Source organism: Pseudomonas sp. S07E 245 (assembly GCF_019599025.1).
GTDB lineage: Bacteria > Pseudomonadota > Gammaproteobacteria > Pseudomonadales > Pseudomonadaceae > Aquipseudomonas > Aquipseudomonas shirazensis.
In genome coordinates this window covers 3315450-3341620 of record NZ_CP080625.1, presented here as the reverse complement: position 1 = coordinate 3341620, position 26171 = coordinate 3315450, and the positions used below count along the sequence as shown (strand labels likewise).

The 26171-nt window shown below is 64.9% G+C and carries 23 protein-coding genes; 15 read left to right on the top strand and 8 right to left on the bottom strand.

Annotated features, from left to right (window positions below; genetic code table 11):
• Positions 1 to 174: 174 nt before the first annotated feature.
• The 3 genes from fecA to K3F44_RS15370 all read right to left on the bottom strand — a co-directional run bounded on the left by fecA (position 175) and on the right by K3F44_RS15370 (position 3992).
• On the bottom strand, positions 175 to 2487 hold the full coding sequence (fecA, locus tag K3F44_RS15380; protein ID WP_220632532.1) for a TonB-dependent Fe(3+) dicitrate receptor FecA: 2313 nt from the start codon (positions 2485 to 2487) through the stop codon (positions 175 to 177).
• Between the two features lie 84 nt (positions 2488 to 2571).
• Positions 2572 to 3501: a FecR domain-containing protein gene (locus tag K3F44_RS15375; protein WP_220632531.1), complete on the bottom strand. Its 930-nt coding sequence runs from the start codon at positions 3499 to 3501 to the stop codon at positions 2572 to 2574.
• A complete protein-coding gene (locus tag K3F44_RS15370; protein ID WP_150573023.1) occupies positions 3498 to 3992 on the bottom strand; it encodes a sigma-70 family RNA polymerase sigma factor in 495 nt (164 codons plus the stop codon). The genes K3F44_RS15375 and K3F44_RS15370 overlap by 4 nt, the downstream gene beginning before the upstream one ends.
• A 169-nt stretch (positions 3993 to 4161) precedes the next feature.
• On the opposite strand from K3F44_RS15370, the gene K3F44_RS15365 reads away from it, so the two are divergent.
• The 6 genes from K3F44_RS15365 to K3F44_RS15340 all read left to right on the top strand — a co-directional run bounded on the left by K3F44_RS15365 (position 4162) and on the right by K3F44_RS15340 (position 10426).
• Positions 4162 to 4467, top strand: coding sequence for a DUF3649 domain-containing protein (locus K3F44_RS15365; protein ID WP_101322071.1), 306 nt, complete (start codon positions 4162 to 4164; stop codon positions 4465 to 4467).
• Positions 4464 to 6041, top strand: coding sequence for a PepSY domain-containing protein (locus tag K3F44_RS15360; RefSeq protein WP_150570676.1), 1578 nt, complete (start codon positions 4464 to 4466; stop codon positions 6039 to 6041). Before K3F44_RS15365 ends, K3F44_RS15360 begins: the two co-directional genes overlap by 4 nt.
• Entirely contained in the window at positions 6041 to 6367 is a 327-nt protein-coding gene (locus tag K3F44_RS15355) for a DUF3325 domain-containing protein (protein WP_101322069.1), read from the top strand. The genes K3F44_RS15360 and K3F44_RS15355 overlap by 1 nt, the downstream gene beginning before the upstream one ends.
• 4 nt (positions 6368 to 6371) lie before the next feature.
• Positions 6372 to 6923 (top strand): RNA polymerase sigma factor, encoded by a 552-nt coding sequence (locus K3F44_RS15350; protein WP_220632530.1) that lies wholly within the window; start codon positions 6372 to 6374, stop codon positions 6921 to 6923.
• On the top strand, positions 6920 to 7927 hold the full coding sequence (locus K3F44_RS15345) for a FecR domain-containing protein (RefSeq protein WP_220632529.1): 1008 nt from the start codon (positions 6920 to 6922) through the stop codon (positions 7925 to 7927). The genes K3F44_RS15350 and K3F44_RS15345 overlap by 4 nt, the downstream gene beginning before the upstream one ends.
• A 96-nt stretch (positions 7928 to 8023) precedes the next feature.
• Positions 8024 to 10426, top strand: coding sequence for a TonB-dependent receptor (locus tag K3F44_RS15340; protein ID WP_220632528.1), 2403 nt, complete (start codon positions 8024 to 8026; stop codon positions 10424 to 10426).
• Here the strand turns inward: K3F44_RS15340 and K3F44_RS15335 are convergent.
• Positions 10423 to 11298 (bottom strand): helix-turn-helix domain-containing protein, encoded by an 876-nt coding sequence (locus K3F44_RS15335; protein WP_101322066.1) that lies wholly within the window; start codon positions 11296 to 11298, stop codon positions 10423 to 10425. The genes K3F44_RS15340 and K3F44_RS15335 overlap by 4 nt on opposite strands.
• A gap of 144 nt (positions 11299 to 11442) precedes the next feature.
• Between K3F44_RS15335 and K3F44_RS15330 the strand changes: the two genes are divergently transcribed.
• Positions 11443 to 12345, top strand: a complete 903-nt coding sequence (locus K3F44_RS15330) for a DMT family transporter (protein WP_220632527.1) — start codon at positions 11443 to 11445, stop codon at positions 12343 to 12345.
• A 121-nt stretch (positions 12346 to 12466) separates the two neighbouring features.
• Here the strand turns inward: K3F44_RS15330 and K3F44_RS15325 are convergent, their stop codons facing one another.
• Positions 12467 to 13441, bottom strand: a complete 975-nt coding sequence (locus K3F44_RS15325; protein WP_101322064.1) for a D-glycerate dehydrogenase — start codon at positions 13439 to 13441, stop codon at positions 12467 to 12469.
• Positions 13442 to 13558: 117 nt separating this feature from the next.
• A complete protein-coding gene (locus tag K3F44_RS15320; protein ID WP_101322063.1) occupies positions 13559 to 14506 on the bottom strand; it encodes a LysR family transcriptional regulator in 948 nt (315 codons plus the stop codon).
• A gap of 177 nt (positions 14507 to 14683) precedes the next feature.
• On the opposite strand from K3F44_RS15320, the gene K3F44_RS15315 reads away from it, so the two are divergent.
• The 4 genes from K3F44_RS15315 to K3F44_RS15300 are packed head-to-tail and all read left to right on the top strand — an operon-like array spanning position 14684 to position 19430.
• Positions 14684 to 16210 carry an efflux transporter outer membrane subunit gene (locus K3F44_RS15315; protein ID WP_220632526.1) on the top strand — a complete coding sequence of 509 codons (1527 nt, stop codon included), beginning with the start codon at positions 14684 to 14686 and terminating at the stop codon, positions 16208 to 16210.
• Entirely contained in the window at positions 16207 to 18369 is a 2163-nt protein-coding gene (locus tag K3F44_RS15310) for an FUSC family protein (protein WP_220632525.1), read from the top strand. The genes K3F44_RS15315 and K3F44_RS15310 overlap by 4 nt, the downstream gene beginning before the upstream one ends.
• Complete coding sequence (locus K3F44_RS15305; protein ID WP_101322060.1) at positions 18359 to 18559, top strand: DUF1656 domain-containing protein; 201 nt, start codon at positions 18359 to 18361, stop codon at positions 18557 to 18559. Before K3F44_RS15310 ends, K3F44_RS15305 begins: the two co-directional genes overlap by 11 nt.
• A gap of 10 nt (positions 18560 to 18569) precedes the next feature.
• Positions 18570 to 19430, top strand: coding sequence for an HlyD family secretion protein (locus tag K3F44_RS15300; RefSeq protein WP_150573823.1), 861 nt, complete (start codon positions 18570 to 18572; stop codon positions 19428 to 19430).
• Positions 19431 to 19602: 172 nt separating this feature from the next.
• Here K3F44_RS15300 and K3F44_RS15295 read toward each other — a convergent pair whose 3' ends face one another.
• Positions 19603 to 20052 (bottom strand): universal stress protein, encoded by a 450-nt coding sequence (locus K3F44_RS15295; RefSeq protein WP_101322058.1) that lies wholly within the window; start codon positions 20050 to 20052, stop codon positions 19603 to 19605.
• A gap of 153 nt (positions 20053 to 20205) precedes the next feature.
• Here K3F44_RS15295 and K3F44_RS15290 point away from each other — a divergent pair, with 153 nt between their 5' ends.
• From K3F44_RS15290 to K3F44_RS15275, 4 genes are all read left to right on the top strand, one after another.
• A complete protein-coding gene (locus tag K3F44_RS15290) occupies positions 20206 to 21114 on the top strand; it encodes a LysR family transcriptional regulator (RefSeq protein WP_220632524.1) in 909 nt (302 codons plus the stop codon).
• 121 nt (positions 21115 to 21235) lie between these two features.
• On the top strand, positions 21236 to 22756 hold the full coding sequence (locus K3F44_RS15285; RefSeq protein ID WP_101322056.1) for an MFS transporter: 1521 nt from the start codon (positions 21236 to 21238) through the stop codon (positions 22754 to 22756).
• 27 nt (positions 22757 to 22783) lie between these two features.
• Positions 22784 to 23845, top strand: a complete 1062-nt coding sequence (locus K3F44_RS15280; protein ID WP_220632523.1) for an HlyD family secretion protein — start codon at positions 22784 to 22786, stop codon at positions 23843 to 23845.
• Positions 23842 to 25308: an efflux transporter outer membrane subunit gene (locus K3F44_RS15275; protein ID WP_220632522.1), complete on the top strand. Its 1467-nt coding sequence runs from the start codon at positions 23842 to 23844 to the stop codon at positions 25306 to 25308. The genes K3F44_RS15280 and K3F44_RS15275 overlap by 4 nt, the downstream gene beginning before the upstream one ends.
• Here K3F44_RS15275 and K3F44_RS15270 read toward each other — a convergent pair.
• The gene (locus K3F44_RS15270; RefSeq protein ID WP_103438516.1) at positions 25294 to 26118 is read right to left on the bottom strand and encodes an SDR family oxidoreductase; all 825 of its coding nucleotides are present in this window, start codon (positions 26116 to 26118) and stop codon (positions 25294 to 25296) included. The genes K3F44_RS15275 and K3F44_RS15270 overlap by 15 nt on opposite strands.
• Positions 26119 to 26171 lie beyond the last annotated feature (53 nt).

Sequence of the window (26171 nt, the reverse complement as noted above, 5' to 3'; positions counted from 1 at the left end):
CCCAGGCCATTGAGGCCTGTGGAAATTTATCGCCTCTTGACTGTAAGGTCAGGCATCCGAGCGGCGATTTCAAGCCCTTTTAAAATATAAATTTTTTGAATTAAATCAGCGCTGGATGGACGCAGCCGAGCGCAGCATGATTCGGCTTGGGGCGCCGATGCGCCCCTCACCCCGTCAGAATTCGACCGAGGTCTGAACGTACAACGTGCGTGGCTCACCGACATATTTGCCGCGATTGTTATCGTCGAACGAGCGCGTGTAGTACTCGCGGTTGAACAGGTTCTTCACCCCAACGGCGAGCTTCAGGTTAGATAGCTGCGGGCCAAAGTCGTAGCCCGCGCGGGTGCTTACCAGCATGTAGCCGGGGATGCGCCCATTGGCGCCATTGGCGCTTTCCTCGCGAGTGTTGGCGTTGTCGGCGAACTGGCTGCTCTGGAAGCTGCTGTCCAGGTTCAGCTGCCACGGCCCATCGGTATAACCCAGGCCGAGGGTGCCCTTGTGGCGAGACGAGAACGGCACCTGATTACCCTTGTTGGCGCCGTCTTCACGGATGGTCGCATCGACGAACGCGTAGCCAAGGTGCACATCGAAGCCGCTTAATACCGGGTTCAAACCATCGAGCGCGTAACGCAGGCTGGTCTCGATGCCCTGGTGGCGCGTTTCGCCGCGTGCGATGACCGCGTCGTTGCTCTGGTTGCTTTCATATTGGTTGTCGAAATTGATCAAGAATGCGCCGATCGCCGCCTGCAGGTCGCCATTGTCGTAGCGCGTGCCAACTTCCCAGGTGCGCGCTTTTTCCGGTTTTACTTCGCCGCTGCTGACGCGATTGGGCATCTGGCTGTACTGCACGCTGCCGAATGAGCCTTCAGTGTTGGCGTACAGATTCCAGCTGTCGGTCAGGTGGTAAAGCACGTTCAGGGCGGGCAGGGCGGTGTTGTAACTGCCCTGGTAACGCTGGCCGCTGATCTTGTTGCTCTGCTCGGAGTCGATCATCTCGTAGCGCACGCCTGGGGTGATGGTCCAGCGGCCGATATCGATACGGTCGTCCAGGTAAATCGCATGCGCTTCGGTGCTGCCGCGGGTGTCGCGACCGAGAAAGCTGCTGCTGGTCGGCAGGTCGCCATTGACCGGTGCCTGGTAGCGCAACTCGTGGCCGGCTTCGTTGATGTAACGGTAGCCGACGCCGACTTCATGCCAGCTGTCACCCAGAGCCAGGCCTTGCGAGAAGCGCGTTTCGATGCCGCGTACCCAGTATTCGCGTGGCGACAGCGAGACGAAGTTGCCCTGGTCCAGATAGCCACTGCGCAGGGTCTTGGTGAAGAAGCTGTTGACGCTGACCTGGCGATCATCCTGCTTGTAGTCGTAACCGACGTTGACCAGCGTGCGCCGGCCCCAGAACTTGTCCTTGAGTCGGGTCGACTGATATGGATCGGCGTCGTAGGCTGCCTGGCTCAAGCCGCCGGGCATCTCGGCTTCGCCTTCATAGTATTGCGCCATGGCGTGCAGGCTGTTGGCCTCATCGAGCTGCAGCTTGCCCTTAAGCATCAAATCGTCGATCTGCGTATCGCTGTGCTCACGCCAGTCGCCGCCGCGGCTGCCGGAATACAGCAGGGCGCCGCCCAGGCCATTGGCGTTGGTGCCGCCGACCAGCAGGTTGGCGCTGTTCTTGATGCCATCGTGGCTGGACGACGGCGTCAGCTGGTTCTGCATGGCCGCCTTGAACGTGGCCTGTTCGGGGATCGCCCGGGTCACGAAGTTGACGATGCCGCCGACGTTCTGCGGCCCATAGCGCACCGCACCGCCGCCGCGCACCACGTCTACCGCGTCCATGTTGCCCAGGCTCAGTGGGGCCAGCGACAACTGTGGCTGGCCATACGGCGCGAACGGCACCGGGATGCCGTCCATCAGCACCGTCGAGCGCGAGGCCAGGCGCGGGTTGAGGCCGCGGATGCCGAAGTTCAGCGCCAGGTCGTGGCCGCCGGTGCCGCTGGTGTCCGGCGCATTCACCCCTGGGATGCGGTTGAGCACTTCACGCGGGCTGCTGGCGCCGCTGCGTTCGAACTGCTCGCGGCGGATCACGTCACGTGCGCCGGGGTGGTCGAAGACATTGTCGGCTTGCGCTTCGGCCAGCCAGTCACCGACCACGGTGGACGCGCCCAGCTCGATCGGCGCGCTGGCCGCAGGTGCCGCGACAGGCTGCAGGCTGAAGGCATTGGCACCTTCCTGGCGAGCTTGCAGGCCGCTGCCGCGCAGCAGTGCCTCCAGGCCCTGATCGAGCGCGTATTCGCCTTGCAGGCCCGGGCTCTGCAAGCCTTGGGTGAGTTGCGAACCGTACGAAATCAGCGCACCGCTCTCGCGGCCAAACTGGTTCAAGGCCTGCTCCAGCGAGCCGGCGGCGATGTGGTACTCGGCGGCCAGCACGGCAGGCGCGGCGAGGCTGAAGGTGGAGGCAAGCAACAGGGCGAGGGAGCTGGGACGCAACAGCATGAGCGGGTCCTTGAGAGGGGGTCTGCCTTGTCTGTCACGCGAGCTTGCAGAAATGGCTCAGGTTATTTGAAAAATACTTGCTGACTAGCCAACGCGGCGCTCGACCGTGACCCAATAGCGGGTGAAACGGCGCACGCTGACCGGCAGTGCCACTTCGAGCATCTGCAGGATCCGCTCGCTGTCATCCAGTGGATAAGAGCCGGAAATACGCAGGTTGGCGACTTGCTCGCTGCAGCTCAAGCGGCCGTGGCGGTAGCGGCTGAGCTCGTCGAGAAAGTCCGCCAGGCGCATTTGCGCGGCCACCAGCATGCCGTCGACCCAGGCACCGCGATCTGCCTGCAACGGCGCAATACCCTGCCAGCCAGCGTTGGCAAAATCTGCCTGCTGGCCCGCCAGCAATGATTGACCGCCTAGGCTGGCGCGGCCGCTGTACACCGCCAGTTGGCTGAAGCCGCTGAACTGACGCAGGTTGAAGCGCCCGGCATCCAACCGCAGCACGCCTTCGGCGCTGCGCAGCAGCATTGGCCGGCTATCGTTGACCACCTCAACTTGCAGCTCGCCCTCGACCAACCGCAGCAGCCGCTGCTGGCTGTCGAAGCGCACATCGGCGGCGCTGCCGGTGTTGAGTTGCAGCTGGCTGCCGTCATCGAGGGTTAGCCGCCGGCGTTGGCCGACCGGGCTGCGGTAGTCGGCCAGCAGCCCCGGCACGGGGCTATGTTGTTGCACAGCGAGCCCGCTCGCGCTCGCTACGCCCAGCAGCAGCAAAGCCTTGAGCGCACGCCGCCGGGCAGGCGATGGCGGCGCCTGCAAGGTCGCATGCACAACGGGCGAGGCGACCCCTCGCAAGCGCTGGTTGACCTGTTGGATATGCGCCCAGGCGCGCTGGTGCTCGCCGTCAGCCTCCAGCCAGCGCTGCAGCGCATGCTGCTGGCGCGTGTCGAAATCATCGCCCTGGGATTCGATCAGCCAGTGCACCGCCTGCTCGGCGACCTCGGCGCCAAAGCTGCTGTTCACAGGGCGAAGTAGCAGCGCAGGGCTGCCTTGCTCAGATAACGCTTCACCGTGGCCAGCGAGATACCCAGTTCACGGGCGATTTCGCTTTGCCCGAGGCCATCGACCTGGGCCAGCAGGAAGGCGCGCTTGACCAGCGGCGGCAAGCCGTCGAGCAAGCGGTCCAGCTCCAGCAGGGTCTCGAAGATGATCGCCTTCTGCTCTTCGCACGGGGCGAACTGCTCAGGCACCTGCGCCAAAGCTTCGCGGTAGGCGCGTTCCAGCTCTTGGCGGCGGAAGTGATTGCACAGCACCCGCTTGGCCACAGTGGCGAGGAACGCCCGCGGCTCGAGCAGTTGCGGCGTCTCGCGGGCCTGGAGCAGGCGCAGGTAGGTGTCCTGGGCCAGATCGGCAGCGCTGTGCGGGCAGCCCAAACGACGCCGCAACCAGCCGGTGAGCCAGCTGTGATGCTCGTGATAGAGGCCTTCGACGGTTGCAGAAAGGGCGCTGGACACCGTAACGACTCCGGCGCTGATCGGCGCGAGTGCTAGTAAGAATGGTTCGCATTGTAATTTCCCTGCAGCATGTCGGCAATCCTCAAAAAACCGATAGCAGCCGCAGCCGAGCTTTGCTTATGAGAATTGAAATCATTATTATTGATGGCTTCAATTAGCGGACCTTGTCATGAAGCGCAAAGCTGGCGGGATTCTCCTGAGCTATCGACTGGCTGTAGCCTCGCGCTGCCTGGCGGCCTTGCTTGGCGGCTACCTGCTGGCGTCGATGGCAAGCGTCTGTATCACCTTGCTGGTGCCCATGACCCCGGTCGACGCGACCTTGACCGGGATGATGCTGTCGTTCGTGTTTTACCTGCTGGCGTTCATCTGGTGCTTCGCCTGCCGCACGGCCGCCCGCGCCTGGCTTGGTGTACTGCTGCCAAGCCTTGCGCTGGCGCTGATCAATGGGCTGGCTTACTGGATGAAGAACCCATGAAAGAAGGCTTTCGCCAGGCCATGGCCTGGCTGCACACCTGGACTGGGCTGCTGTTTGGCTGGCTGCTGTTCGCGATTTTCCTGACCGGCACGCTGTCGTACTTCAAGGACGAGATCACCCATTGGAGCCAGCCCGAGGTACAGCGCCATCAGCTCGACCCGGCTGCCAGCCTTGGCCTCGCCCAGCGGTATCTGCAGAGCAACGCCGCCACTGCCGGCAGCTGGTTCATCCGCCTGCCCAGCGACCGCGAGCCTGCCCTCAGCGTCAGCTGGCGCGACCCCAACGCCACCGGGCGGCGCGGTTTCATCAGCCATGAGCTGGACGCGCGCAGCGGTGAGCGGGTAGAGGTGCGCGACAGCCGCGGTGGCGACTTCTTCTACCGCTTCCACTTCCAGTTGCAGATGCCACACCCGTGGGGCCGCTGGCTGGCGACTTTCTGTGCGCTGATCATGCTGCTGGGGCTGGTAACCGGGATCATCACCCACAAGAAGATCTTCAAGGAATTCTTCACTTTCCGCCCAGGCAAGGGCCAGCGCTCGTGGCTCGACGGCCACAACGCGATCGGCGTGCTGGTACTGCCGTTTCACCTGATGATCAGCTACAGCAGCCTGCTGCTGTTCATGTACATGGTCATGCCGGCGAGCATCATGGCGGCGTACAAGGGCGAATCCGACACTTACTTCAGCGAGCTGTTCGGCCGTGACGAAGCGCCCAAGGCCGCCGGCGTGGCAGCGCCGCTGACCGATCTGCCGGCGCTGTATGCCAAGGTGCAGACCATCGTGCCCGGCGCCCGTATCGGCTACCTGCAGGTTGCCAACCCCGGCGACAGCAATGCCCGGGTGACCGTGACCCAGGCCGCCGCCGATCACGTCGCCTATCAGCGCAGCGCCAACTGGACCTTCGATGGCGTCAGCGGCGCGCAGCTCAGCCAGGGCGAGCCGGAAAGCGCGGCGATGATGACCTCGTTCACTATCGCCGGCCTGCACATGGGCAACTTTGCCGGGCCGTGGCTGCGCTGGTTGTACTTTGTGTTTGGCGTGGCCGGTACTGCGGTGATCGGCACCGGCCTGGTGATGTGGCTGGGCAAGCGCCAGCTCAAGCATGCCAAAAGTGGCCGCTTGCCGTTCGAGCTGCGCCTGGTCGAAGTGCTCAATATCGCCAGCATGAGCGGGCTGTTGCTCGGCGTGGCAGGGTTCTTCTGGGCCAATCGGTTGCTGCCAATCGGCATGCCGGGGCGGGCTGATTGGGAAATCAACGTGTTCTTCCTGGCCTGGGCCCTGTCGCCGCTGCACGCGCTGCTGCGGCCGGGGCGCAAGGCCTGGGGCGAGCAATTGGCGCTGGGGGCACTGGCGTTTGCCGGGCTGGCGCTGCTCAACGCGGTGGTCACCGGCCACGGCCTTGATCAGTCGATCGCCCGTGGCGACTGGGCCATGGCCGGCTTTGACCTTACCGCGCTGGGCACCGGGCTGTTCCTCGCCTGGGCCGCTGGCAAGATGCTGCGCACGCCCAACGTGCAGGCCAAGCGCGCACCGCGTGCTGCCAAAGCCGCCTCGACCACGGCCGAGGTGAACTGATGCTGAGCGTTGCCCTGATCACCTTCGCCGGGCTGGTGGCCCTGTGTCTGGCGATGGAAAAGCACTTCGGTGAGCTGCTCAAGCGCAAACCCAAGCCTGGGCAATTACCTGCCCTGCGTTGGGCTGGCTGGGCGCTGCTGGTGCTGTCGCTGATCCTTGCCGTCAACATCCGCGGCCTGGCCTTCGGCCTGGTTGAGTGGTTTGCGCTGGTGATGGCCGGGCTGACCCTGTGGGTGTTCGGCCTGCCTTATCAGCCACGGCTGTTGCTTGGCCTGGCCCTGGTCAGCGTGCTGCTCGGGCCGGTGCTGGCTGCGCTGGGTGTGTGAGCGCTTGAACGAGCCAACGCCCAGCAACCCGGCAGACGCCGACGCCGCCAGTGGCCGGGCGCGCTTCGTCCAGGTGTTTCTCGCCCAGCGCGGGCGCATGGAAGCACTGGTCAGCCGCCGGGTGGGCTGCCGGGCGACGGCGGCGGACCTGGTGCAGGAGTTGTTCCTGCGCTTCTGGCGCCGGCCCGAGGTCAAGGTCGAAGCACTGGATATCTACCTGCTGCGCTGCGCCGGTAACCTGGCGATCGACCACCTGCGCAGTGAGGGCAGCCGTGGCCGAGTAGTCGAAGGCTTGCCGGTTGCCGATGACAGCCCGGCGCCAGAGCAGGCGCTGGCCGCCGAGCATGATCTGCAGCGGATCGAGGCCGCGTTGCGAGGCCTGCCCGAGCGCAGCCGGCAGATATTTCTGCTCAGCCGCGTCCACGGCTGCACCTACGGCGAAATCGCCAAGGCCATGCAGTTGTCCCAGAGCGCTGTGGAAAAGCATATGATGCGCGCCCTCGAAGCGTGCAAGGCAAGCGTTGCCGCGCCGCGCAGGCCAGGAGGCGGCCGATGACCAGCCACACCGAGCCAAGCAGCCAGGCTCCCGAGCAGGCGGCGCTGCATTGGCTGAACCGCATCATTCACAATCCAGGCGAAGCCCAGGCTGCGCCGTTCAAACGCTGGCTGCTGGCCGACCCGGCCAATCGCGCGGCGTATGCGCACGCAGAGCATGTCTGGCAACTGAGCCAACTGCCGGCGGCCAAACTGGCCGAAGAACAGCAGGCCAGTCTGCAGCCTTACCTGGACGCTATCCGCCAGGCTCGCCAGCCCAAGCGCTGGGGCCGTCGTGGTGGTGCTTTGGCTGCCGCCGCCTGCCTGCTGCTGGCGCTGGGCAGCGTCGGCGGCTGGCAGCCGCAGCATTGGTTGCAGGATGCCCAGGCCGACTACCGCAGTGGCGCTGAGTTGCAGCAAATCACCCTGGCCGATGGCTCGCAGATGACCCTGGATGCGGGCAGCGCGGTGGCGGTCGACTTCGATCACGGTGAGCGGCGGATTCAGTTTTTGCGCGGCGCAGCGTTCTTCCAGGTGACCCACACCGGTCAGCCCTTTCTGGTCGACGCCGCTGGCGGTGAAGTGCGCGTGCTCGGCACCCAGTTCGAAGTACGCGAGCAAGGCGAGGGCGCCCAGGTTACGGTGCGCAGCGGCCGCGTTGCAGTAACGCCGACGGCAGGTCAGTCGGCCCGCGAGCTGACGGCCAATCAGCAACTGGCCTATGCCGCAGGCCGCGCCGGGCAAATCGAAGCCGTCGACAGTGACAGCCGCCTGGCCTGGCGTCAGGGCTGGCTAAGTTATCAACAGGTGCCGTTGGCCGACGTGCTGGAAGACCTGCGTCGCTATTACCCAGGGCGGATCGTGCTGCTCGATGACACCCTGGGCCAGCGCTTGGTCAGTGCCAGCATCCCGGCCAATCAGCCGCTGCTGGCGCTGGATTCGCTGGGCCAGGTGGTGGGTTTCTCGCGGCAGACGTTGCTCGGCCGGCTGACTTTGCTCACATCATCAGCCGGCTCTGAAAAATAATTGCGAATTGTTGTGAGGTAACCGGCGACGCCATCCGTGTAGTGAGTGAAAAGCGATTCATTCGCATGCGATCACCCCTCTTTCAGGTCAGCGTCCATGAAGTTCACCTCGCGTTGCGTTCCCCTCTGGCTGGGTCTTGCCAGCCTGTCCGGCGCCGTCGTTGCCCCGCCTGCCAGTGCTGCGGCGCAAGCACAGCTGTACAGCTTCGCCCAGCCCAGCCAGCCGTTGCCGGCAGCACTCAACGCCTTTAGCCGTACCACCGGCCAGAGCCTGGTCTATACCGTCGAACTGCCCGACCTGCAGGCCCCGGCCTTGAGCGGTTCGCTCAGCGCCGAACAGGCCTTGCAGCAACTGCTGGGCAATGCCGGCCTGAGCTGGCGGCGCGTCGATGCACGCACCCTTACGCTGGAGCCGGTGGACACTTCCGGTGCGCTCAACCTGCAGGCGATCAACGTCAACTCGCAAAGCGACCTGTACAGCTATCAACCCCCCGCCAACGCCTCGATCATGCGCGGCCAGGGCGCGGTGCAGGACATCCCCCACACCATCAACGTGGTCCCGGCCCAGGTCATCCGCGACCAGGCGCCGCGCAACCTGGACGATGCCCTGGCCAACGTCAGCGGCATCACCCAGGGCAACAATTTCGGCGGCACTGCGGACACGGTGATGAAACGCGGTTTTGGCGACAACCGCGACGGCTCGATCATGCGCGACGGCATGCCGCTGGTGCAGGGGCGCAGCCTCAATGCCAGCACCGAGCGGGTCGAAGTACTCAAGGGCCCGGCCTCGCTGTTGTATGGCATCCAGGACCCGGGCGGGGTGATCAACGTGGTCAGCAAGCGCCCGCAACTGGAGCAGTACAACGCCTTGAACCTGCGCGGCTCGACCTACGGCAGCGGCAAGAACGGCAGCGGCGGCGGCTTCGACAGTACCGGCGCGCTGGGCGACACGCCGCTGGCCTACCGGCTGATCGTCGACCACGAAGACGAAGACTACTGGCGCAACTACGGCGTGCACCGCGAGTCGATGGTCGCGCCGTCGCTGGCTTGGTTGGGCGAGGATACGCAAGTGGTGCTGGCCTACGAGCACCGCGAGTTTCTCTATCCGTTCGACCGCGGTACCGCCTTCGGCAGCAATGGCCACCCGTTGAATATCCCGGCAACCCGGCGTCTTGATGAGCCGTTCAACGACATGCAGGGGCGCAGCGACCTGTACCGGCTCGAGCTGGACCACCAGCTCAGCGACGACTGGAAGGTCCATGCCGGCTACAGCTTCAACCGCGAAACCTACGATGCCAGCCAGGTCCGCGTGACCGGCGTCAACGAGGCGCGTGGCACCTTGACCCGGAGTATCGATGGCACCCACGGCGCGATGAGCCGCGACCAATTCGCCACCGTCAGCCTGAACGGCAACCTCGAATTGGCCGGGCTGCGCAATGACCTGCTGCTCGGCCTTGATCACGAAGACCGCAAGGTGTTTCGCGGCGACCTGATCCGCCAGACCAGCCGCTCGACCTTCAGCTACCAGAACCCGGTGTATGGCCAGGAGGTGGAAGGCAGCAACGTGCGCGCCAGCGACAGCGACCAGACCGACAAGCTGCGCACCGACTCGCTGTTCGTGCAGGACGCGCTGCACCTCGATGATCACTGGATTCTGGTGGCCGGCGCGCGCTTCCAGCAGTATGACCAGTACGCCGGCCGCGGCCGCCCGTTCAAGGCCAACACCGACAGCAATGGCCAGACCTGGGTGCCGAATGCTGGCGTGGTGTACAAGGTCGATGAGCAGTTGTCGCTGTATGCCAGCTACAGCGAGTCGTTCAAGCCCAACTCGACCATCGCGCCGATCAGCGTCGGCGCTGGCCAGACCCTCACGCTGGATGGCAGCATCGCTCCGGAGGAGGGCAAGTCGTGGGAGTTGGGGGCCAAGCTGGACATGCCTGGGCAGCTCACTGGCAACATTGCCCTGTTCGACATCACCAAGCGCAATGTCCTGGTCGCCAATGGCACCAGCGACACTGGCACGATCATCTACAGCAACGCCGGTGAAGTTCGCTCGCGTGGGCTTGAGATGGACCTCAGCGGCCAGCTCAGCGAGCGCTGGAGCCTGATCGGCAGCTATGCCTTCACCGATGCTGAAGTGACCAAGGATCCAGAGCTCAAGGGCAAGCGTTTGCAGAACGTGGCGCGCAACAGTGGCTCGCTGTCGGCGGTGTATGACTACGGCAGCCTGTTCGGCGGCGACCGCCTGCGCCTGGGCGCTGGCGCCCGGTATGTCGGCGAGCGTGCCGGCAACGCGGCCAATGACTTCGACCTGCCGGCCTACACCGTGGCCGATGCCTTCGCCAGCTACGAAACCCAGCTCGACGAGCACAAGGTGCGTCTGCAACTGAACGTGAAGAACCTGTTCGACAAGGTCTATTACAGCTCGGCAGTGAATAGTTACTTCGTTGCTGTTGGCGATGCGCGCCAGGTCAGCCTGTCGACCACCCTGGAGTTCTAACCGCGCCAGGCTGCCCGGTATTCGCCAGGCGTCGCCGCAAAGGCCTGGCGGAAACGGTTGCTGAAGTGGCTGGCGCTGGCAAAACCGCAGTGCAGGGCAATCTGCAGCAAGGGCTGTTGGCCGTAACGCAACATCTGGCAAGCACGCTGCAGGCGGCGGGCCAGCAGGTATTGATGCGGCGGCAGGCCGAAGCTTGCACGAAACATCCGCGCAAAGTGGTATTCGGAGAGGTTGCAGCGCAGCGCCAGCTCGCCGAGGCTGAGCGGCTGGTCCAGGTGCGCTTCGATGTACTCGGCCAGTTGCCGGCGCACACTTGGCGCCAGGCCGCCCTTGAGGCGTAAGCCCTGGCGCAGCCCGGCCTGGCTGAGCACCGCATGGTCGACGATGGCATGCGCCAGGCTGCTCGCCAGCAGGCGTTCGCCGGGTTCGTCCCAGGCCATGCCGATCAGCTGGCGAAAGCGCTGCGCCTGCTCGCGGTCATCGACGAAGGTCGCTTCGCGCAGCTGCATTTCCCGCGGTTCACGGTCGAGCAGGCGAATGCAGCCGAGGGCGAACTGTTCCTCGCTGATGTACAGGTGGGCCAGGCGGATCGAGCCGTTGACTACCCAGTTCGACTCGGAGCCAGCTGGCATGATGCACAGCTTGTCCGGGGCGCCCTTGTCCGAAGGGCGCTGACGGCGAAAGGTGCCGGTGCCGTCGCTGATGTAGCACGACAGCGTGTGGTGGCTCGGCGCCTGATAATCGCGGGCGTCGTCGCGGTTGCTCCACACCGCCGCCGACAGGCCGTCAGCCAGCTGCACGCTGTGCTCCAGGCGTGCGTTGGGCGCCGCATGCATGACGTTGAAGACTTGCAACTGGCTGAATGGGGTCATGGTGAAATCCTCTGATTGCCATCCTACTGCGCTGGCGCGCGGATGGCAGCCGCTGGCGACGCAAAAGCGCAAGTTTGTGCAAGCGCCTTGAGCAGCCGAGCCGGACACTGCCTGCATCGTCATGCCTTGCCAGAGAGTCCCGCCATGAACCTGTCGCTGTACCTGCTGACCGTACTCATCTGGGGTACCACCTGGATCGCCCTGAAACTGCAGCTGGGGGTGGTCGCCATCCCGGTATCGATCGTCTACCGCTTTGCCCTGGCCGGGCTGCTGCTGTTCGTCATCCTGGTGCTCACCCGTCGCCTGCAACCGATGAACCGGCGCGGGCATCTGATCTGCCTGGCGCAGGGCTTGTGCCTGTTCTGTGTCAACTTCATGTGCTTTTTGACCGCCAGTCAATGGATCGCCAGCGGCCTGCTGGCGGTGGTGTTCTCCACGGCAACCCTGTGGAATGCGCTGAATGCGCGGATATTCTTCGGCCAGCGCATCGCCAGCAACGTGCTGGCCGGCGGTGCACTGGGCCTGTTCGGGCTGGGGCTGCTGTTTTCGCCAGAACTGAGTAGCCACGGCGCCAGCCGCGAAACCTTGTACGGGATCGGCCTGGCCTTGCTTGGCACGTTGTGTTTTTCGGCAGGCAACATGCTCTCGAGCATGCAGCAGAAAGCCGGGCTGCGGCCATTGACCACCAACGCCTGGGGCATGCTCTACGGTGCCGGGATGCTGGGAATGTACTGCGTGCTGCGCGGGATTCCGTTCGACATGGAGTGGAACAGCCGTTACATCGGCTCGCTGCTGTACCTGGTGATACCGGGTTCGGTGATCGCTTTTACCGCGTACCTGACCCTGGTTGGGCGCATAGGCCCGGAGCGGGCCGCGTACAGCACGGTGCTGTTCCCGCTGGTAGCGCTGAACGTGTCGGCGTTTGCCGAAGGCTACCAATGGACCACGCCAGCGTTGTTGGGCCTGGTGGCGGTGATGGCAGGCAACGTGCTGGTGTTTCGCAAGCCCAAGGTCAAGCGGCCCGAAGCTGTAGCGGTGGCGCCGTAACCTTCAGATCGCCGGGGCCGCTTTGCGGCCCTTTCGCGACACAAGGCCGCTCCTACACGGGTCCCTGTAGGAGCGGCCTTGTGTCGCGAAAGGGGCGCGAAGCGGCCCCCAACGGTAGTGATCAGTGCTTCCAAACCTGCGGATTGACCAAATCCCGCGGGCGCTCGCCGAGCAGCGCTGCGCGCAGGTTGTCCAGCGCGCGGTTGGCCATCGCCTCGCGGGTTTCGGCGGTGGCCGAGCCGATGTGCGGCAAGGTCAGCGCGTTGGGCAGCTGGAACAACGGCGACTCAGCCAGCGGCTCATGCTCGTAGACGTCCAGGCCCGCGCCACGAATGGTCCCGGCCTGCAGCGCCTCGATCAGCGCCGCCTCATCCACCACCGGCCCGCGGGCGATGTTGATCAGGAACGCGCTGGGCTTCATCAGTTGCAGCTCGCGGGCGCCGATCAGCTTGCGCGTAGCCTCCGACAACGGCACCACCACGCAGACGAAGTCGGCTTCGGCCAGCAGTTGCTCGAGGCTGCGGTACTGCGCGCCGAGCTCTTGTTCCAGTGCCTGCTTGCGGCTGTTGCCGGCATACACGATCGACATGTTGAAACCAAAGCGGCCACGCCGGGCAATCGCCGCGCCGATATTGCCCATGCCGATGATACCGAGGGTCTTGCCGTGTACGTCAGTGCCGAAGCGCTCCGGGCCGACCGTGGCTTTCCAGTTGCCGGCCTTGGTCCAGGCATCCAGCTCGGCGGTGCGTCGGGCGCAGCCCATGATCAGCGAGAAGCCGAGGTCGGCGGTGCTTTCGGTGAGCACGTCGGGGGTGTTGGTCAGGGCGATGCCGCGCTCGTTGAAATAGTCGACGTCGTAGTTGTCGTAGCCGACCGATACGCTCGATACCACTTCCAGCTTGGCCGCGCCTTCCAGCTGCGCGCGGCCGAGCTTGCGCCCAGCGCCGATCAGGCCGTGGGCCTCTGGCAGTGCTTCGTTGAACTGGGCGCTGATGTCACCCAATTTGGGGTTGGGCACGATCACGTTGAAGTCGTGCTGCAGGCGCTCGGCCATGGCCGGGGTAATGCGGCTGAAGGCCAGGACGGTCTTTTTCATCGGCAACTCTCTGCAAGGCGCTACGGGTATGCCGGCCTCGACCGCGTAGGTCGAGGCTGGCGCCAGAACAATGCATAGCAACCTACCATTGGTCCCGGCCCCAATGCAGCAGCTTTTTCAGTGGGCAACCAGCAGCTCGTGGGTTTTCAGGTCGGCTTCATGGGCGGCGAGGATCTCCGGCAGCGAGTTGCGCAGGTACTCGACCCAGGTCTTGATCTTGGCATCCAAATATTGCCGGGACGGGTAGATCGCGTACAGGTTCAGCTCCTGCAGGCGGTAGTCCGGCATCACCCGCACCAGGCTGCCATCGCGCAGGCCATCAATGGCCGAGTAGATCGGCAGCACGCCCACGCCCATACCCGAGCGGATCGCGGTCTTCATCGCGTCGGCCGAGTTGACCTGAAACGGCGAGCTGTTGATGTTGACCAGCTCCTGGCCCTCAGGCCCGTCGAACAGCCATTTTTCCAGCGGAATGACCGGGCTGACCATGCGCAAGCAGGCGTGCTTGAGCAGATCGGCCGGCTTGTGCGCCATGCCGTGGCGGGCGACGTATTCCGGCGAGGCACAGACGATGCTGTAGGTGATGCCCAGCCGCTGCGAGACGAAGCCGGAGTCGGGCAGCTCGCTGGCGAGCACGATCGACACGTCGTAACCCTCGTCGAGCAGGTCCGGGACGCGGTTGGCCATGGTCAGGTCAAAGGTCACGTCCGGGTGGGTTTCGCGATAGCGAGCGATGGCATCGACCACGAAGTGCTGGCCGACGCCAGTCATCGAGTGCACCTTCAACTGCCCACCGGGCCGCGCATGGGCGTCGCTGGCTTCGGCTTCGGCTTCCTCGACGTAGGTAAGGATCTGCTCGCAGCGCATCAGGTAGCGCTTGCCCGCTTCGGTCAGGGCAATGCGCCGGGTGGTCCGGTTGAGCAGGCGGGTTTGCAGATGGGCTTCCAGGTTGGAGACCGCTCGCGACACGTTGGCGGTGGTGGTATCCAGTTGCACAGCGGCGGCGGTGAAGCTGCCCAGCTGGGCCACGCAGCTGAACGCACGCATGTTTTGCAGGGTGTCCATGGGTCACTCTCAAAATAGAGGCCGAAATTGTGACATGAAGTTACGAATTCGTTGCTTCGACCAAAGGCGGATTATCGCTGTTTTGGTAACAAAGATTCGCAGGATTATGCGCTTATCGCCAGTCCGGCGGCCCCCTAGAATTGCCCGGCCTCATCCACTTCTCGGGAAATCGCAGCTGTGCCGCGTCGCATCATCGGAGCGCTGAATGCGCTCAGTGCCTGTGCCCTGAGCCTGACCTTGTCGGGCTGTATCGGAACCTGGGGCATCGCCCCGCAAACCCAGACGCTGCAAGCCAACACCCTGCTCACTGACCACGCCATCGCCGAGGCCGCCACGGACGCCCACTGGCCGCGCCAGCAGTGGTGGCAGGCCTATGGCGATCGCCAGCTGGATCGCTGGCTGGAACTGGCCATAGCCGGCAGCCCAAGCCTGGCCATGGCCGCCGCGCGGGTCCGCGAAGCGCGGGCACTGGCCGGTGTCAGTCAAGCGGCCGAGCAGCTGCAGGGCAATGGCCAGGCAAACCTGAAACGGCACAACTGGCCGGAGGACCAGTTCTACGGCCCCGGTGCGCTGTCGGGTGCCAACACCTGGGACAACAACGCTGGCCTTGGTTTGAGCTACGCACTCGACCTGTGGGGCGGTGAGCGCAGTGCCAGCGAGCAGGCGCTCGACCTCGCGCACATGAACGTGGCCGAAGCGCGGCAGGCCCAGCTCGAGCTGGAAAACAACCTGGTCAAGGTCTACATCCAGTTTGCCTTGCACTTTGCTCAGCGCGACATCGTCCAGGCCGAGCTTGAGCAGCAGGAGCAGCTTGTGGTCCTGGCCAAGCGTCGCCTTGACGGCGGCATCGGCACCCACTTCGAAGTCAGCCAGGCCGAGGCGCCGCTGCCCGAAACCCACCGCCAGCTGGATGCAGTCAACGAGGCGATTGCCCTGGCGCGTAACCAGCTGGCAGCGTTAGCAGGCAAAGGCCCGGGCGAGGGCGCGCAGTTGCAGCGGCCGACTCTGGCCCTCGCCGCGCCGCTGCAATTGCCCTCGACACTGCCCGCCGAACTGGTCGGCCAGCGCCCGGATGTAGTCGCCAGGCGGTGGCAGGTGGCGGCTCAGGCGCGCGGTATCGAAGTCGTCCACGCCAGCTTCATGCCCAATGTCGATCTGGTCGGCAGCCTGGGGTTCATGGCCACCGGTGGTGGTGCGCTGGCGTTTCTCAGCGGGCGCAAGTTCAACTACAACGTCGGCCCGGCGATCAGCCTGCCGGTGTTCGATGGCGGCCGCCTGCGGGCGCAGCTGGGGGTGGCTTCGGCCGGTTATGACGTGGCGGTGGCGCGCTACAACCAGACGGTGGTCGGCGCGTTGAAAGGCATCTCCGACCAGTTGATCCGCCGTGAGTCGATGCACGAGCAGGCGCACTTCGCCGAGCAGTCGGTGGCCGCCGCGCAGAAGACCTACGATATCGCCCTGGTGGCCTTCCAGCGCGGCCTGACCGACTACGTCAACGTGCTCAATGCGCAGACCTTGCTGTTTCGCCAGCAGCAGATTCAGCAGCAGGTACAGGCCGCGCGCCTGACTGCTCACGCCGAGCTGGTCACGGCGCTGGGCGGCGGCTTGCAGGCCGGGGACGACGTGCCCGCGCCAGCGCAACAGGCCGCGCCGAAACCGCCGGCCAGCCTGGCCATAGTCGATCGTCTTGGCGACCGCCGATGAGCCTGCTCTGGAACTGGCTGCACAGCCTGGAATGGCGCCGCGGCTTCTTTGCCTGGGCGCGCACCGACGGGGTGACCTGGGTGTACATCTTCAAGGTGCTGGTGGCGGCGTTCATTACCCTGTGGCTGGCCATGCGCCTGGAACTGCCGCAGCCGCGCACGGCGATGATCACCGTGTTCATCGTCATGCAGCCGCAGAGTGGGCATGTCTTCGCCAAGAGCTTTTACCGTGTGTTAGGCACCTTGGCGGGCTCGGCGATGATGGTCGCGTTGATTGCGATCTTCCCGCAGAACAGCGAGCTGTTCTTGCCAAGCCTGGCGCTGTGGGTCGGCCTGTGCTCGGCCGGGGCCATGCGCTATCGCACCTTTCGTGCCTATGGCTTCGTGCTGGCCGGCTACACCGCAGCGATGATCGGCCTGCCGGTACTGGAGCACCCCGATCAAGCCTTTATGGCGGCGGTGTGGCGGGTGCTGGAAATCTCCCTGGGCATCCTCGTGTCGACTCTGGTCAGCGCGGCGATCCTGCCGCAGTCGGCCAGCGCCGCCATGCGCAACGCCTTGTATCAGCGCTTTGGCGTGTTTGCCGGGGTGGTGGTCGAGGCGCTGCGCGGCAACACTCCGCGCGACCGTTTCGAGGCCAGCAATGTGCGCTTCATCGCCGAGGCGGTGGGCCTGGAGAGCCTGCGCAACGTCACCGCCTTCGAAGACCCGCACATGCGCCGTCGCAGCGGCCGACTGGTGCGCATGAACAGCGAGTTCATGGCCATCAGCACCCGCTTCAATGCCCTTCATCAACTGCTCGAACGGCTGCGCGCGCGCGGCCCTTTGCAGATTGTCGGCGCCATCGAGCCGGGCCTGGAAACCCTCGTCGAGCTGCTCGAACCCTACGTGGGCCGGGCCCTGACCGAAGCCGACGCATTGCGCCTGACCCTCGAACTGGCCGCCTACAAAGATGGCCTGCAAGCCCAGGTGCGCGGCCTGCGCAGCGAGTATCTGCAAACCCATCCCAGCGAAGCCGAGCTGCTCGATTTTCATACGGCCTTTGAGCTGCTCTATCGCCTGGTCGACGAGAAGTTCAGCTATGCCCAGACCCACGCCTCACTGTCGGCGCACCGCCACCAGCGCGAGCAGTGGGACGAACCGTACGTGTCGCGGACCAACTGGCTGGTGTCGCTGGCGGCCGGCCTGCGCGCCTCGGCGGTACTGCTCTTGCTCGGCAGCTATTGGCTGCTCAGCGACTGGCCGAGCGGGGCGATGATGACCCTGATCGCGACCGTCACCGCCGGTCTATCGGCTGCTTCGCCAAACCCCAAACGCATGTCGTTCCAGATGGCCTGCGGCACGCTGCTCGGGGCCTTCATCGGCTTTTTCGAAACCTTTTTCGTGTTCCCCTGGATCGACGGTTTCCCGCTGCTGTGCATGGTGCTGGCGCCGGTGTTCGTGCTTGGCGCGTTTCTCTCGTCGCGACCAGCCTATGCCGGTTATGGGATCGGCCTGCTGGTGTTCTTCGCGATCGGCTCGGTGCCGAACAACCTGACTGTTTACAACCCGTACACCTTCATCAACGACTACATCGGCATGCTCCTGGGCATGCTGGTCTGCGCCGCCGCCGGGGCCATCATCCTGCCGCCGAACAGCCGCTGGTTATGGAGCCGGCTGGAGCAGGACTTGCGCGAGCAGGTGCTGTTCGCCATCGGTGGGCGCCTGCGCGGGCTCGGTTCGGCCTTCGACAGCCGCACCCGCGACCTGCTCCATCAAGCCTACGGCCTGGCTGCCGGCAAGCCGCAGGTGCAGAGCCAACTGATGCGCTGGATGTTCGTCGTGCTGGAAATCGGCCACGCCGTGATCGAGCTGCGCAAGGAGCAACACAACGCGCCCGTGCACCCGGCCTATGCCGAGTCGCAGCCGTGGCGCCAGGCGATCCGAGTCATGGGCCGTGCCCTGGCGCGGTTGTTCCTGCAGCCCAGCGCCAGCAACCATGAACGCGCGCTGGTCGCCGTCGACCACGCCATCAGCCGCGTGCAGGCCACCGACGAGCCGTTCGCCCGGCACTTCGACACCTCGCTGCTGCGCCGTGCGCAGAGCTACCTGCACTTCATCCGCAGCTCGCTGCTCGACCCGCAATCGCCACTGGCGCAAGGACTGCCGCATGCCCCGTGAAATTGCCTTCCATGGTGTGTACATGCCGACCATGACCTTGTTGTTTCTGCTTGCCGCAGGACTGGCCTGGGGCCTGGACCGGTTTATCGCCAGCCATGACGGCTACCGCTTCTTCTGGCACCCGGCGCTGCTGCGCCTGTGCCTGTTCATCTGCCTCTTCGGCGCGCTGGCGCTGACTGTCTACTGGTGAGAACCCCTCGATGAAAAAGTTCTTCAGCCTGATCGCCACCCTGCTGGTGCTGGTCGCAGCCGTGGCCATCGGCCGCCAGCTGTGGCTGCACTACATGACTACCCCGTGGACCCGCGACGGCCGCGTGCGCGCCGACATCATCAATGTCGCCGCCGATGTGCCGGGCTACGTCACCGATGTGCCGGTGCGCGATAACCAGCGGGTCAAGAAGGGCGATGTGCTGATCCAGATCGACGCCGAGCATTACCAGGTTGCGCTCGACCAGGCCAAGGCGCTGGTGGCTTCACGCAAGGCCACCTGGGAGATGCGCAAGGTCAACGCCAAGCGCCGGGCCGACCTCGACAACCTGGTGATCTCCAAGGAAAACCGCGACGACGCTAGCAACATCGCCAACTCGGCCCAGGCCGATTACCAGCAGGCCCTTGCGCAGCTGGCCGCCGCCGAGCTGGACCTGAAACGCACGCGCATCCTTGCCACCGTCGACGGCTACGTGACCAACCTCAACGTCCACCGCGGCGACTATGCGCGCATCGGTGAGCCGGTGATGGCGGTGGTCGACGAGCACTCGTTCTGGGTCTACGGCTTTTTTGAAGAGACCAAGCTGCCGCACGTGCGTGTCGGCGATCAGGCCGAGTTGCAGATGATGAGTGGCGAACGCCTCAGCGGCCATGTCGAGAGCATCGCCCGCGGCATCTACGACCGCGACAACCCACAAAGCCGTGAGCTGATCGCCGATGTCAACCCGACCTTCAACTGGGTACGTCTGGCCCAGCGCGTGCCGGTGCGGATTCATATCGATGCCGTGCCGGAGGGGTTTCTGCTGGCTGCGGGGACGACTTGTACGGTGGTGGTGAGGCCAGGTGGAAAGTAGCGAACGCCATAGTGTCCATTACTGCTGGGGCCGCTTCGCGGCCCTTTCGCGACACAAGGCCGCTCCTACAGGTGACCGCGCACGATCAACTTACACGGTCCCCGTAGGAGCGGCCTTGTGTCGCGAAAGGGGTGCGCAGCGCCCCCGGCGTACTCGAACCAGACGCAAGCTTCTAATCCGTCACCCCCACCAGCACCGGTATTTCGACCCGATCCAGCACCTTGGCGCTGATCGATGGATCCAGCAGCCGACCCAGCCGTGACAGGTGGCGGTGGCCCATGACGATCAGTTCGCAGTCCAGCGCTTGGGCTTGAGCGACGATGGCGTCTACCGGTTGGTCGGCGCGCAGGCTGCCGTCGGTTGCAAAGCCGGCAGCGCGCAAGGTCTGTACCGCGGCGGCGATGGCGGCCTCTGCGTGTTGCTGCTCTTCGCAGGCAGCTGGGTATTCCTCGCGCTCAGCCTGGGTGAAGGGCGCGGGTTGCTCGTGCACGGCGAAGGTCGAGTCGATCGCCAGCAGCACATGCAACTGGTGCAGATCGGGGCGGCAGAAGCGCTGCGCCAGGGCCAGCAGGTTGCTGGTGGCAGGGGATGCGTCGATGGCGATCAGTACAGAGCGGAGCATAGGGGGTCCTCGCGAGGCGATGTGGCCGGCAGGCCATTCTGAGCTGAGCGCCAGCTGTGGATAAATGGCCCCGCACGCACGGCGTCGTTGCGTCTGGCGCAATCGTGCGAGCTGTTAACATGCACATTCCCACAACAGTCACGGAAACCGGCCATGCAACTCCCGGACATGAACCTGCTGGTTGCCCTCGATGCCTTGCTTGATGAGGGCAGTGTGGTCGGTGCTGCGCAGCGGATGAACCTGAGCCCGGCGGCGATGAGCCGGACCTTGGGGCGAATTCGCGATGCGCTCGGTGACCCGATTCTGGTCCGCGCCGGTCGTGGCCTGGTGCCGACGCCACGGGCGCTCGCCCTGCGCGAGCAGGTCAGCGTGCTGGTAGAGCAGGCCGGGCAGGTCTTTCGCAGTGCCGATACGGTCGATCTGGCCAGCCTCGACCGCGCCTTCAACATCCGCACCAATGACCTGTTCATTGCCCTGTACGGCGCGCAGTTGCTGCGCATGATGCATGAGCAGGCGCCGCGCACGGTGCTGCGCTTCATCCCGGAAAGCCCAGGCGGGGACGACGACAGTGTGCTGCGTGACGGGCGCACCGACCTGATCATCAGCTCGACTGTCGATCTGGGCCCGGAGATCAAGATCCAGAGCCTGTTTCAGACGTTCTATATCGGCCTGGCGCGGCAGGACCATCCGATCTTCGCCGAGCCGGTGACCGCGCAGAGCTTTGCCAGTTATCCACAGATCAGCGTATCGCGCCGGGGGCGCGCCAACGGGCCGATCGATGTCGAACTGGCCCACTGCAAGGTGCAGCGGCGGGTAGCGCTGATCACCCCGAGCTTCCACTCGGCGTTGTTTTCTCTGCCCGATTCGGACCTGATCCTGCCGATGCCGGCGAATATTCTCAGCAGTGTCAGCAAGCTCGGCCTGCCGCTGCGCTCGTTCGAGATCCCGCTGGCGCTGGAGCGGGTCAATGTCATGCAGGCCTGGCACCCGCGCTTTGATAGCGACCCAGCGCACCGTTGGCTGCGCCAGACCTTGAAGGCCTGTTGCGGGCTTGAACCTTGAACTCAAGACACAAGCGGATTGCGTCTGACGCACTTTAAAGCTGGCGATAAGTCAGTTTTCGTAAGCATTCGATCTTTTTAAAATGCCTCCAGTGCAATTTGTTGCTGGAGATTTCCCTGATATGACCTCGCTTTCCGCCACCCCTGCGGCTACCGCCCCCGCTCAGGCCGCATTTGGCCTGCGCGTGGTGGTCGGGCTGTTCGGTGTGCTGCTGGCTGTGCTCTGCGCCGGGTTGAACGAGGCGGTCACCAAGATTTCCTTGAACGACATTCGCGGCGCGATGGGCATCGGTGCCGACGAGGGCGCCTGGTTGCTGGCGGTGTATGCGGCTGCGTCGGTGTCGGCGATGGCCTTTTCGCCGTGGCTGGCGACGACCTTTTCCCTGCGTCGCTTCACCCTTTGCGCAATAGCCGTGTTTGCCCTGCTGGGCCTGCTGCAACCCTACGCGCCGAACCTGCACAGCCTGATGCTGCTGCGGATTGTTCAGGGCCTGGCAGCAGGCGCCTTGCCGCCGATGCTGATGAGCGTGGCGCTGCGCTTTCTGCCACCGGGGATCAAAGTCTATGGCCTGGCCTGCTATGCCCTGACCGCCACCTTCGGACCCAATCTCGGCACACCTCTGGCGGGCCTGTGGACCGAATACGTCGGCTGGCAATGGGCGTTCTGGCAGATCATCCTGCCGTCGCTGCTGGCCATGGCCTGTGTGGCCTGGGGCCTGCCGCAGGACCCGCTGCGGCTGGAGCGCTTCAAGCAGTTCAACTGGCGCGGCGTGCTGCTGGGCTTGCCTGCACTGAGCTGCATCGTCCTCGGGTTGTCGCTGGGCGACCGCTGGGGCTGGCTGGACTCGCCGCTGATCTGTTGGCTGCTTGGCGGCGGCCTGCTGCTGTTGCTGCTGTTCATGTACAACGAGTGGTCCGAGCCGGTGCCGTTCTTTCAGTTGCGCATGCTCTCGCGGCGCAACCTGAGTTTTGCCCTGCTGACCCTCGCCGGGGTGCTGATTGTGTTGTCCGGGCTGGGCTCGATCCCTTCGGCGTACCTGGCGCAGATTCAGGGCTACCGGCCGGCGCAGTCCAGCCCGCTGATGCTGCTGGTGGCGATGCCGCAACTGATCGCGCTGCCGTTGACGGCCGCGCTATGCAACATCCGCGCGGTGGATTGCCGCTGGGTGCTGGCGCTGGGCCTGGGCATGCTGGCGCTGTCTTGTGTGGGCAGCAGCCAGTTGACCTCGCAGTGGATTCGCAATGATTTCTACGGCTTTTACCTGTTGCAGGTGTTCGGCCAACCGATGGCCGTGCTGCCGTTGCTGATGCTGTCCACCAACGGCATGTCGCCGCAGGAAGGGCCGTTCGCTTCGGCCTGGTTCAACACCGTCAAAGGTCTTGCCGCAGTGATCGCTGCGGGCCTGCTGGAAGCCGTCGGCACGCTGCGCCGGCACTTTCATTCCAATCACCTGGTGGACAGCCTGGGCAATGCACCGCTGCTTGATGACCGCACAGCCGGGCTGGCTCAGCGCGTGCACCAGCAGGCGCTGGTGCTGACCTCGGCCGACCTCTACCTGCTGCTGGCCTGCGTCGCCGTGATCCTGATTTGCCTGATTCCTTTTGCGCCCACCCGGGTCTACCCACCCCGCGCGGTGGCCTGAACCCGACTGAATTCGAGAACACTGAACATGAGCAACAATCGCAAGACTATCGTCATCGGCTCGGTGCTGGCCGTGGCTGTGCTGGCTGCACTGGTTGGGCCGTGGCTGCTGGGCAGTGATCACCGGCAGCAGACCAACGATGCCTATGTCAGCGCGGACTACACCGTGGTGGCGCCCAAGGTTGCCGGGTTTATCCAGGAGGTGCTGGTCGAAGACAACCAGCAGGTCCAGGCTGGTCAGCTGCTGGCCACCATCGATGCCCGCGACTATGAGGCGGCGTTGGCCGCCGCGCAGGCACAGGTGCTGGTCGCCCAGGCGCAGAGCGCCGATGCGCGCGCCACCCTCGAACGCCAGGCTGCGCTGATCGCCCAGGCCGAGGCCGCGCTCAAGACGGCTCAGGCGCAGGCGGCGTTTGCCGAACAGGAGGTCAAACGCTACGGCCGCCTGGCCGAGCAGGGCGCGGGCACCGTGCAGAACGCGCAACAAGCGCGCAGCCGGGTCGATCAGGCGCGGGCGCAACAAGCCAACAGCCAGGCCGCATTGGTAGCGACGCGCAAGCAGGTGGATATTCTCACGGCCCAGGTCGCCAGCGCCGATGGCCAGCTCAAGCGCGCTGAAGCCGGTGTCGACAAGGCCCAGTTGGACCTGTCGCACACCCGCATTACTGCGCCGGTAGCGGGCATGGTCGGCGAGCGCGCCCTGCGGGTTGGCGCCTATGTCACCCCCGGCGCCCGACTACTGTCGGTGGTGCCGCTGGAGCAGGCCTACGTGGTCGGTAACTTCCAGGAAACCCAGCTGACCCATGTGCAACCGGGGCAGCCGGTCAGCATCAGCGTCGATACCTATTCCGACGTGACCCTCAAAGGCCATGTGCAGAGCATCGCCCCTGCCACCGGCGTGACCTTTGCCGCAGTCAAACCCGACAACGCCACCGGCAACTTCACCAAAGTTGTGCAGCGGATACCGGTGAAGATCGTTTTCGATGATGGCCAGCCGTTGCTGTCGCGCCTGCGCGTGGGCATGTCGGTGGTGGTCACTATCGACACACAGGGCGATTCGCTCGACAGCCAGCAGGTGAGCACGCGATGAGTGCACTTGTCCGCTTCAGCCCGTTGCTGCTCGCTGTCGCATTGGCCGGTTGCAGCCTGGGCCCAGATTTTCAGCGCCCGGCCAGCCAGGCTCCACAGCAATGGGCGCCGGTGCAAGGTGAGGCCGCCGCCAGCCAGCCCTTGGCCGAACCACTGCAAGTGCGTTGGTGGGAGAGTTTTCACGATGCCAGGCTGAGCGCGCTGATCCAGCGCGTCGCCGCCAACAACCTCGATCTGCAGATTGCCAGTGCGCGCCTGCTGCAAAGCCGCGCGCTGCGCAGCACGATTGCAGCTGACGAGACGCCTTCGTTAGGTCTGGATGCCGGCTACAGTCGCGCGCGCAACAGTGCCGAGGGTCTGAATGATCCGTCCGGCAATGCCGGCAAATCGGCCTACAACCTTTGGCAGGGCGATCTGATTGCGGGCTGGGAGCTGGATCTGTGGGGCCGGGTGCGTCGTCAGGTGGAAGCTGCCGATGCGAGCGTGGCGGTTGCCGAGGAGGACCGCCGCGGCGTGTTGCTGGCGCTGCTTGCAGAGACCGCCGGCGATTACATCCAGTTGCGTGCCGTGCAGCAAACGCTGGAGGTGACCGAAAACAATCTCAAGGTCGCCCGGCACAGCCTGCAACTGTCCCGCGACCGTCAGGCCGAGGGCGTCGCGACGCGCCTGGATGTCGCCCAGGCCAGCGCTCAGGTTGCCTCGATCGAAGCGCGTTTACCTACCTTGCAAGCGAGGCGTGACGACCTGATCAATGCCCTCAGCCTGCTCGCCGCCGAGCCGCCGCGCAGTTTGCAGGCCGAGCTGCTGGCGCCGGGCGAACTGCCGGTGCCGCAGCAGCGCTTTGCAGTTGGCTTGCCGTCGGAGTTGGCCGAGCGCCGCCCGGATATTCGCCAGGCCGAAGCGCGCCTGCATGCGGCAACTGCCAGCATCGGCGTGGCCAAGGCGGACTTCTATCCCCGTATTCGGCTGTCGGGCAACGTCGGTATGCAGGCCCTGCAATTGGCGGACTTTGGCGGCTGGGACTCACGACGGTTTGCTTTTGGCCCGCAACTGTCGCTGCCGATCTTTGAAGGTGGCCGGCTCAAGGGCACGCTGCAGTTGCGTGAAGCGCAGCAGCAGGAGGCCGCGCTGAACTACCGCAAGGTGGTGCTCGGCGCCTGGCACGAAATCGACGATGTGCTGCGCCTGTACAACGCCAGCCAGCTGCGCCGCGATCACCTGGCCGAGGCCGTGCGCGAAAACCGCATCGCCCTGGACACCGCTCAGCAGCAGTACGTGGAAGGCGCGGTGGACTTTCTCAACGTGCTCACGGTGCAGACGGCGCTGCTGGCCAGCGAAGAGCAGTGGATCGATAGCTCGGCGGCCGTCTCGCAGGCGATGGTCGGCTTGTACAAGGCGCTCGGTGGCGGCTGGCAAGCGTTCGCCGAGGCGCCGCCGAAGGCTTGGCTGTCAGAGCGGTCGTAACAGGCCAAAGCGCTTGCGCAGGATGCTGTCGAGCAAACGTCGCGGCAGCAGCCACGCCAACAGTGGCAGCGCCCGGCTGCCGTTGCCCAGCCGCACCAGGGCCGGCACCGGTGACTTGCCCGCTGCCGCCAGCACGCCTTGGGCGAACTCGGCGGTTGGCGTTGGCTTGTCCTGCGAGGCGCGCGCTCGCGCGCGGATGTGCTCGCGCAGCGGCCACCACGGTGAATCCGCCGCTATCAGGTGTTCAGCCTGCTGCTGGGCGTTGCTGGCAAATTGCGAAGCGATGGCGCCGGGCTGGACTTCCATCACGCGAATGCCAAACGGCGCCAGCTCCAGGCGCAGCGCGGTGTTCAGCGCGTGCACGGCCGCCTTGGACGCGCAATAAGTACCGGCGAATGGCGTCACCAGCACGCCAGAGACGCTACCGATGTTAATGACCAGGCCGCGATTACGCCGCAGCAGCGGGAACAGCGTGCGAGTGACCCCAACCAGCGCGAACACGTTGGTTTCGAATTGCTCGCGCAACCCATCGACACCGCCATCGAGCACAGGGCCCATGGCGCCGTAGCCGGCATTGTTGATGAGGATATCGAGGCCGCCATGGCTGGCTTGCAGCTCATCTGTGAGGCGTGTCAGCTCGGCACTGTCATTGACGTCCAACTGTCGCGCGGTAAAGCCCGCTGCAGCCAGTTGGGCAACGGCTTCGGGCTTGCGCGCGGTGGCCCAGACCTCATGACCGGCATCACGAAAGGCATCGGCAAGGGCGCGGCCGATGCCGCTGGAGCAACCGGTAATCAGGACTGTGGGCATGGCGGGGCCTGTGGGCTGTGCAAGGTGCTCGATCATACCCCAGACAAATCAGC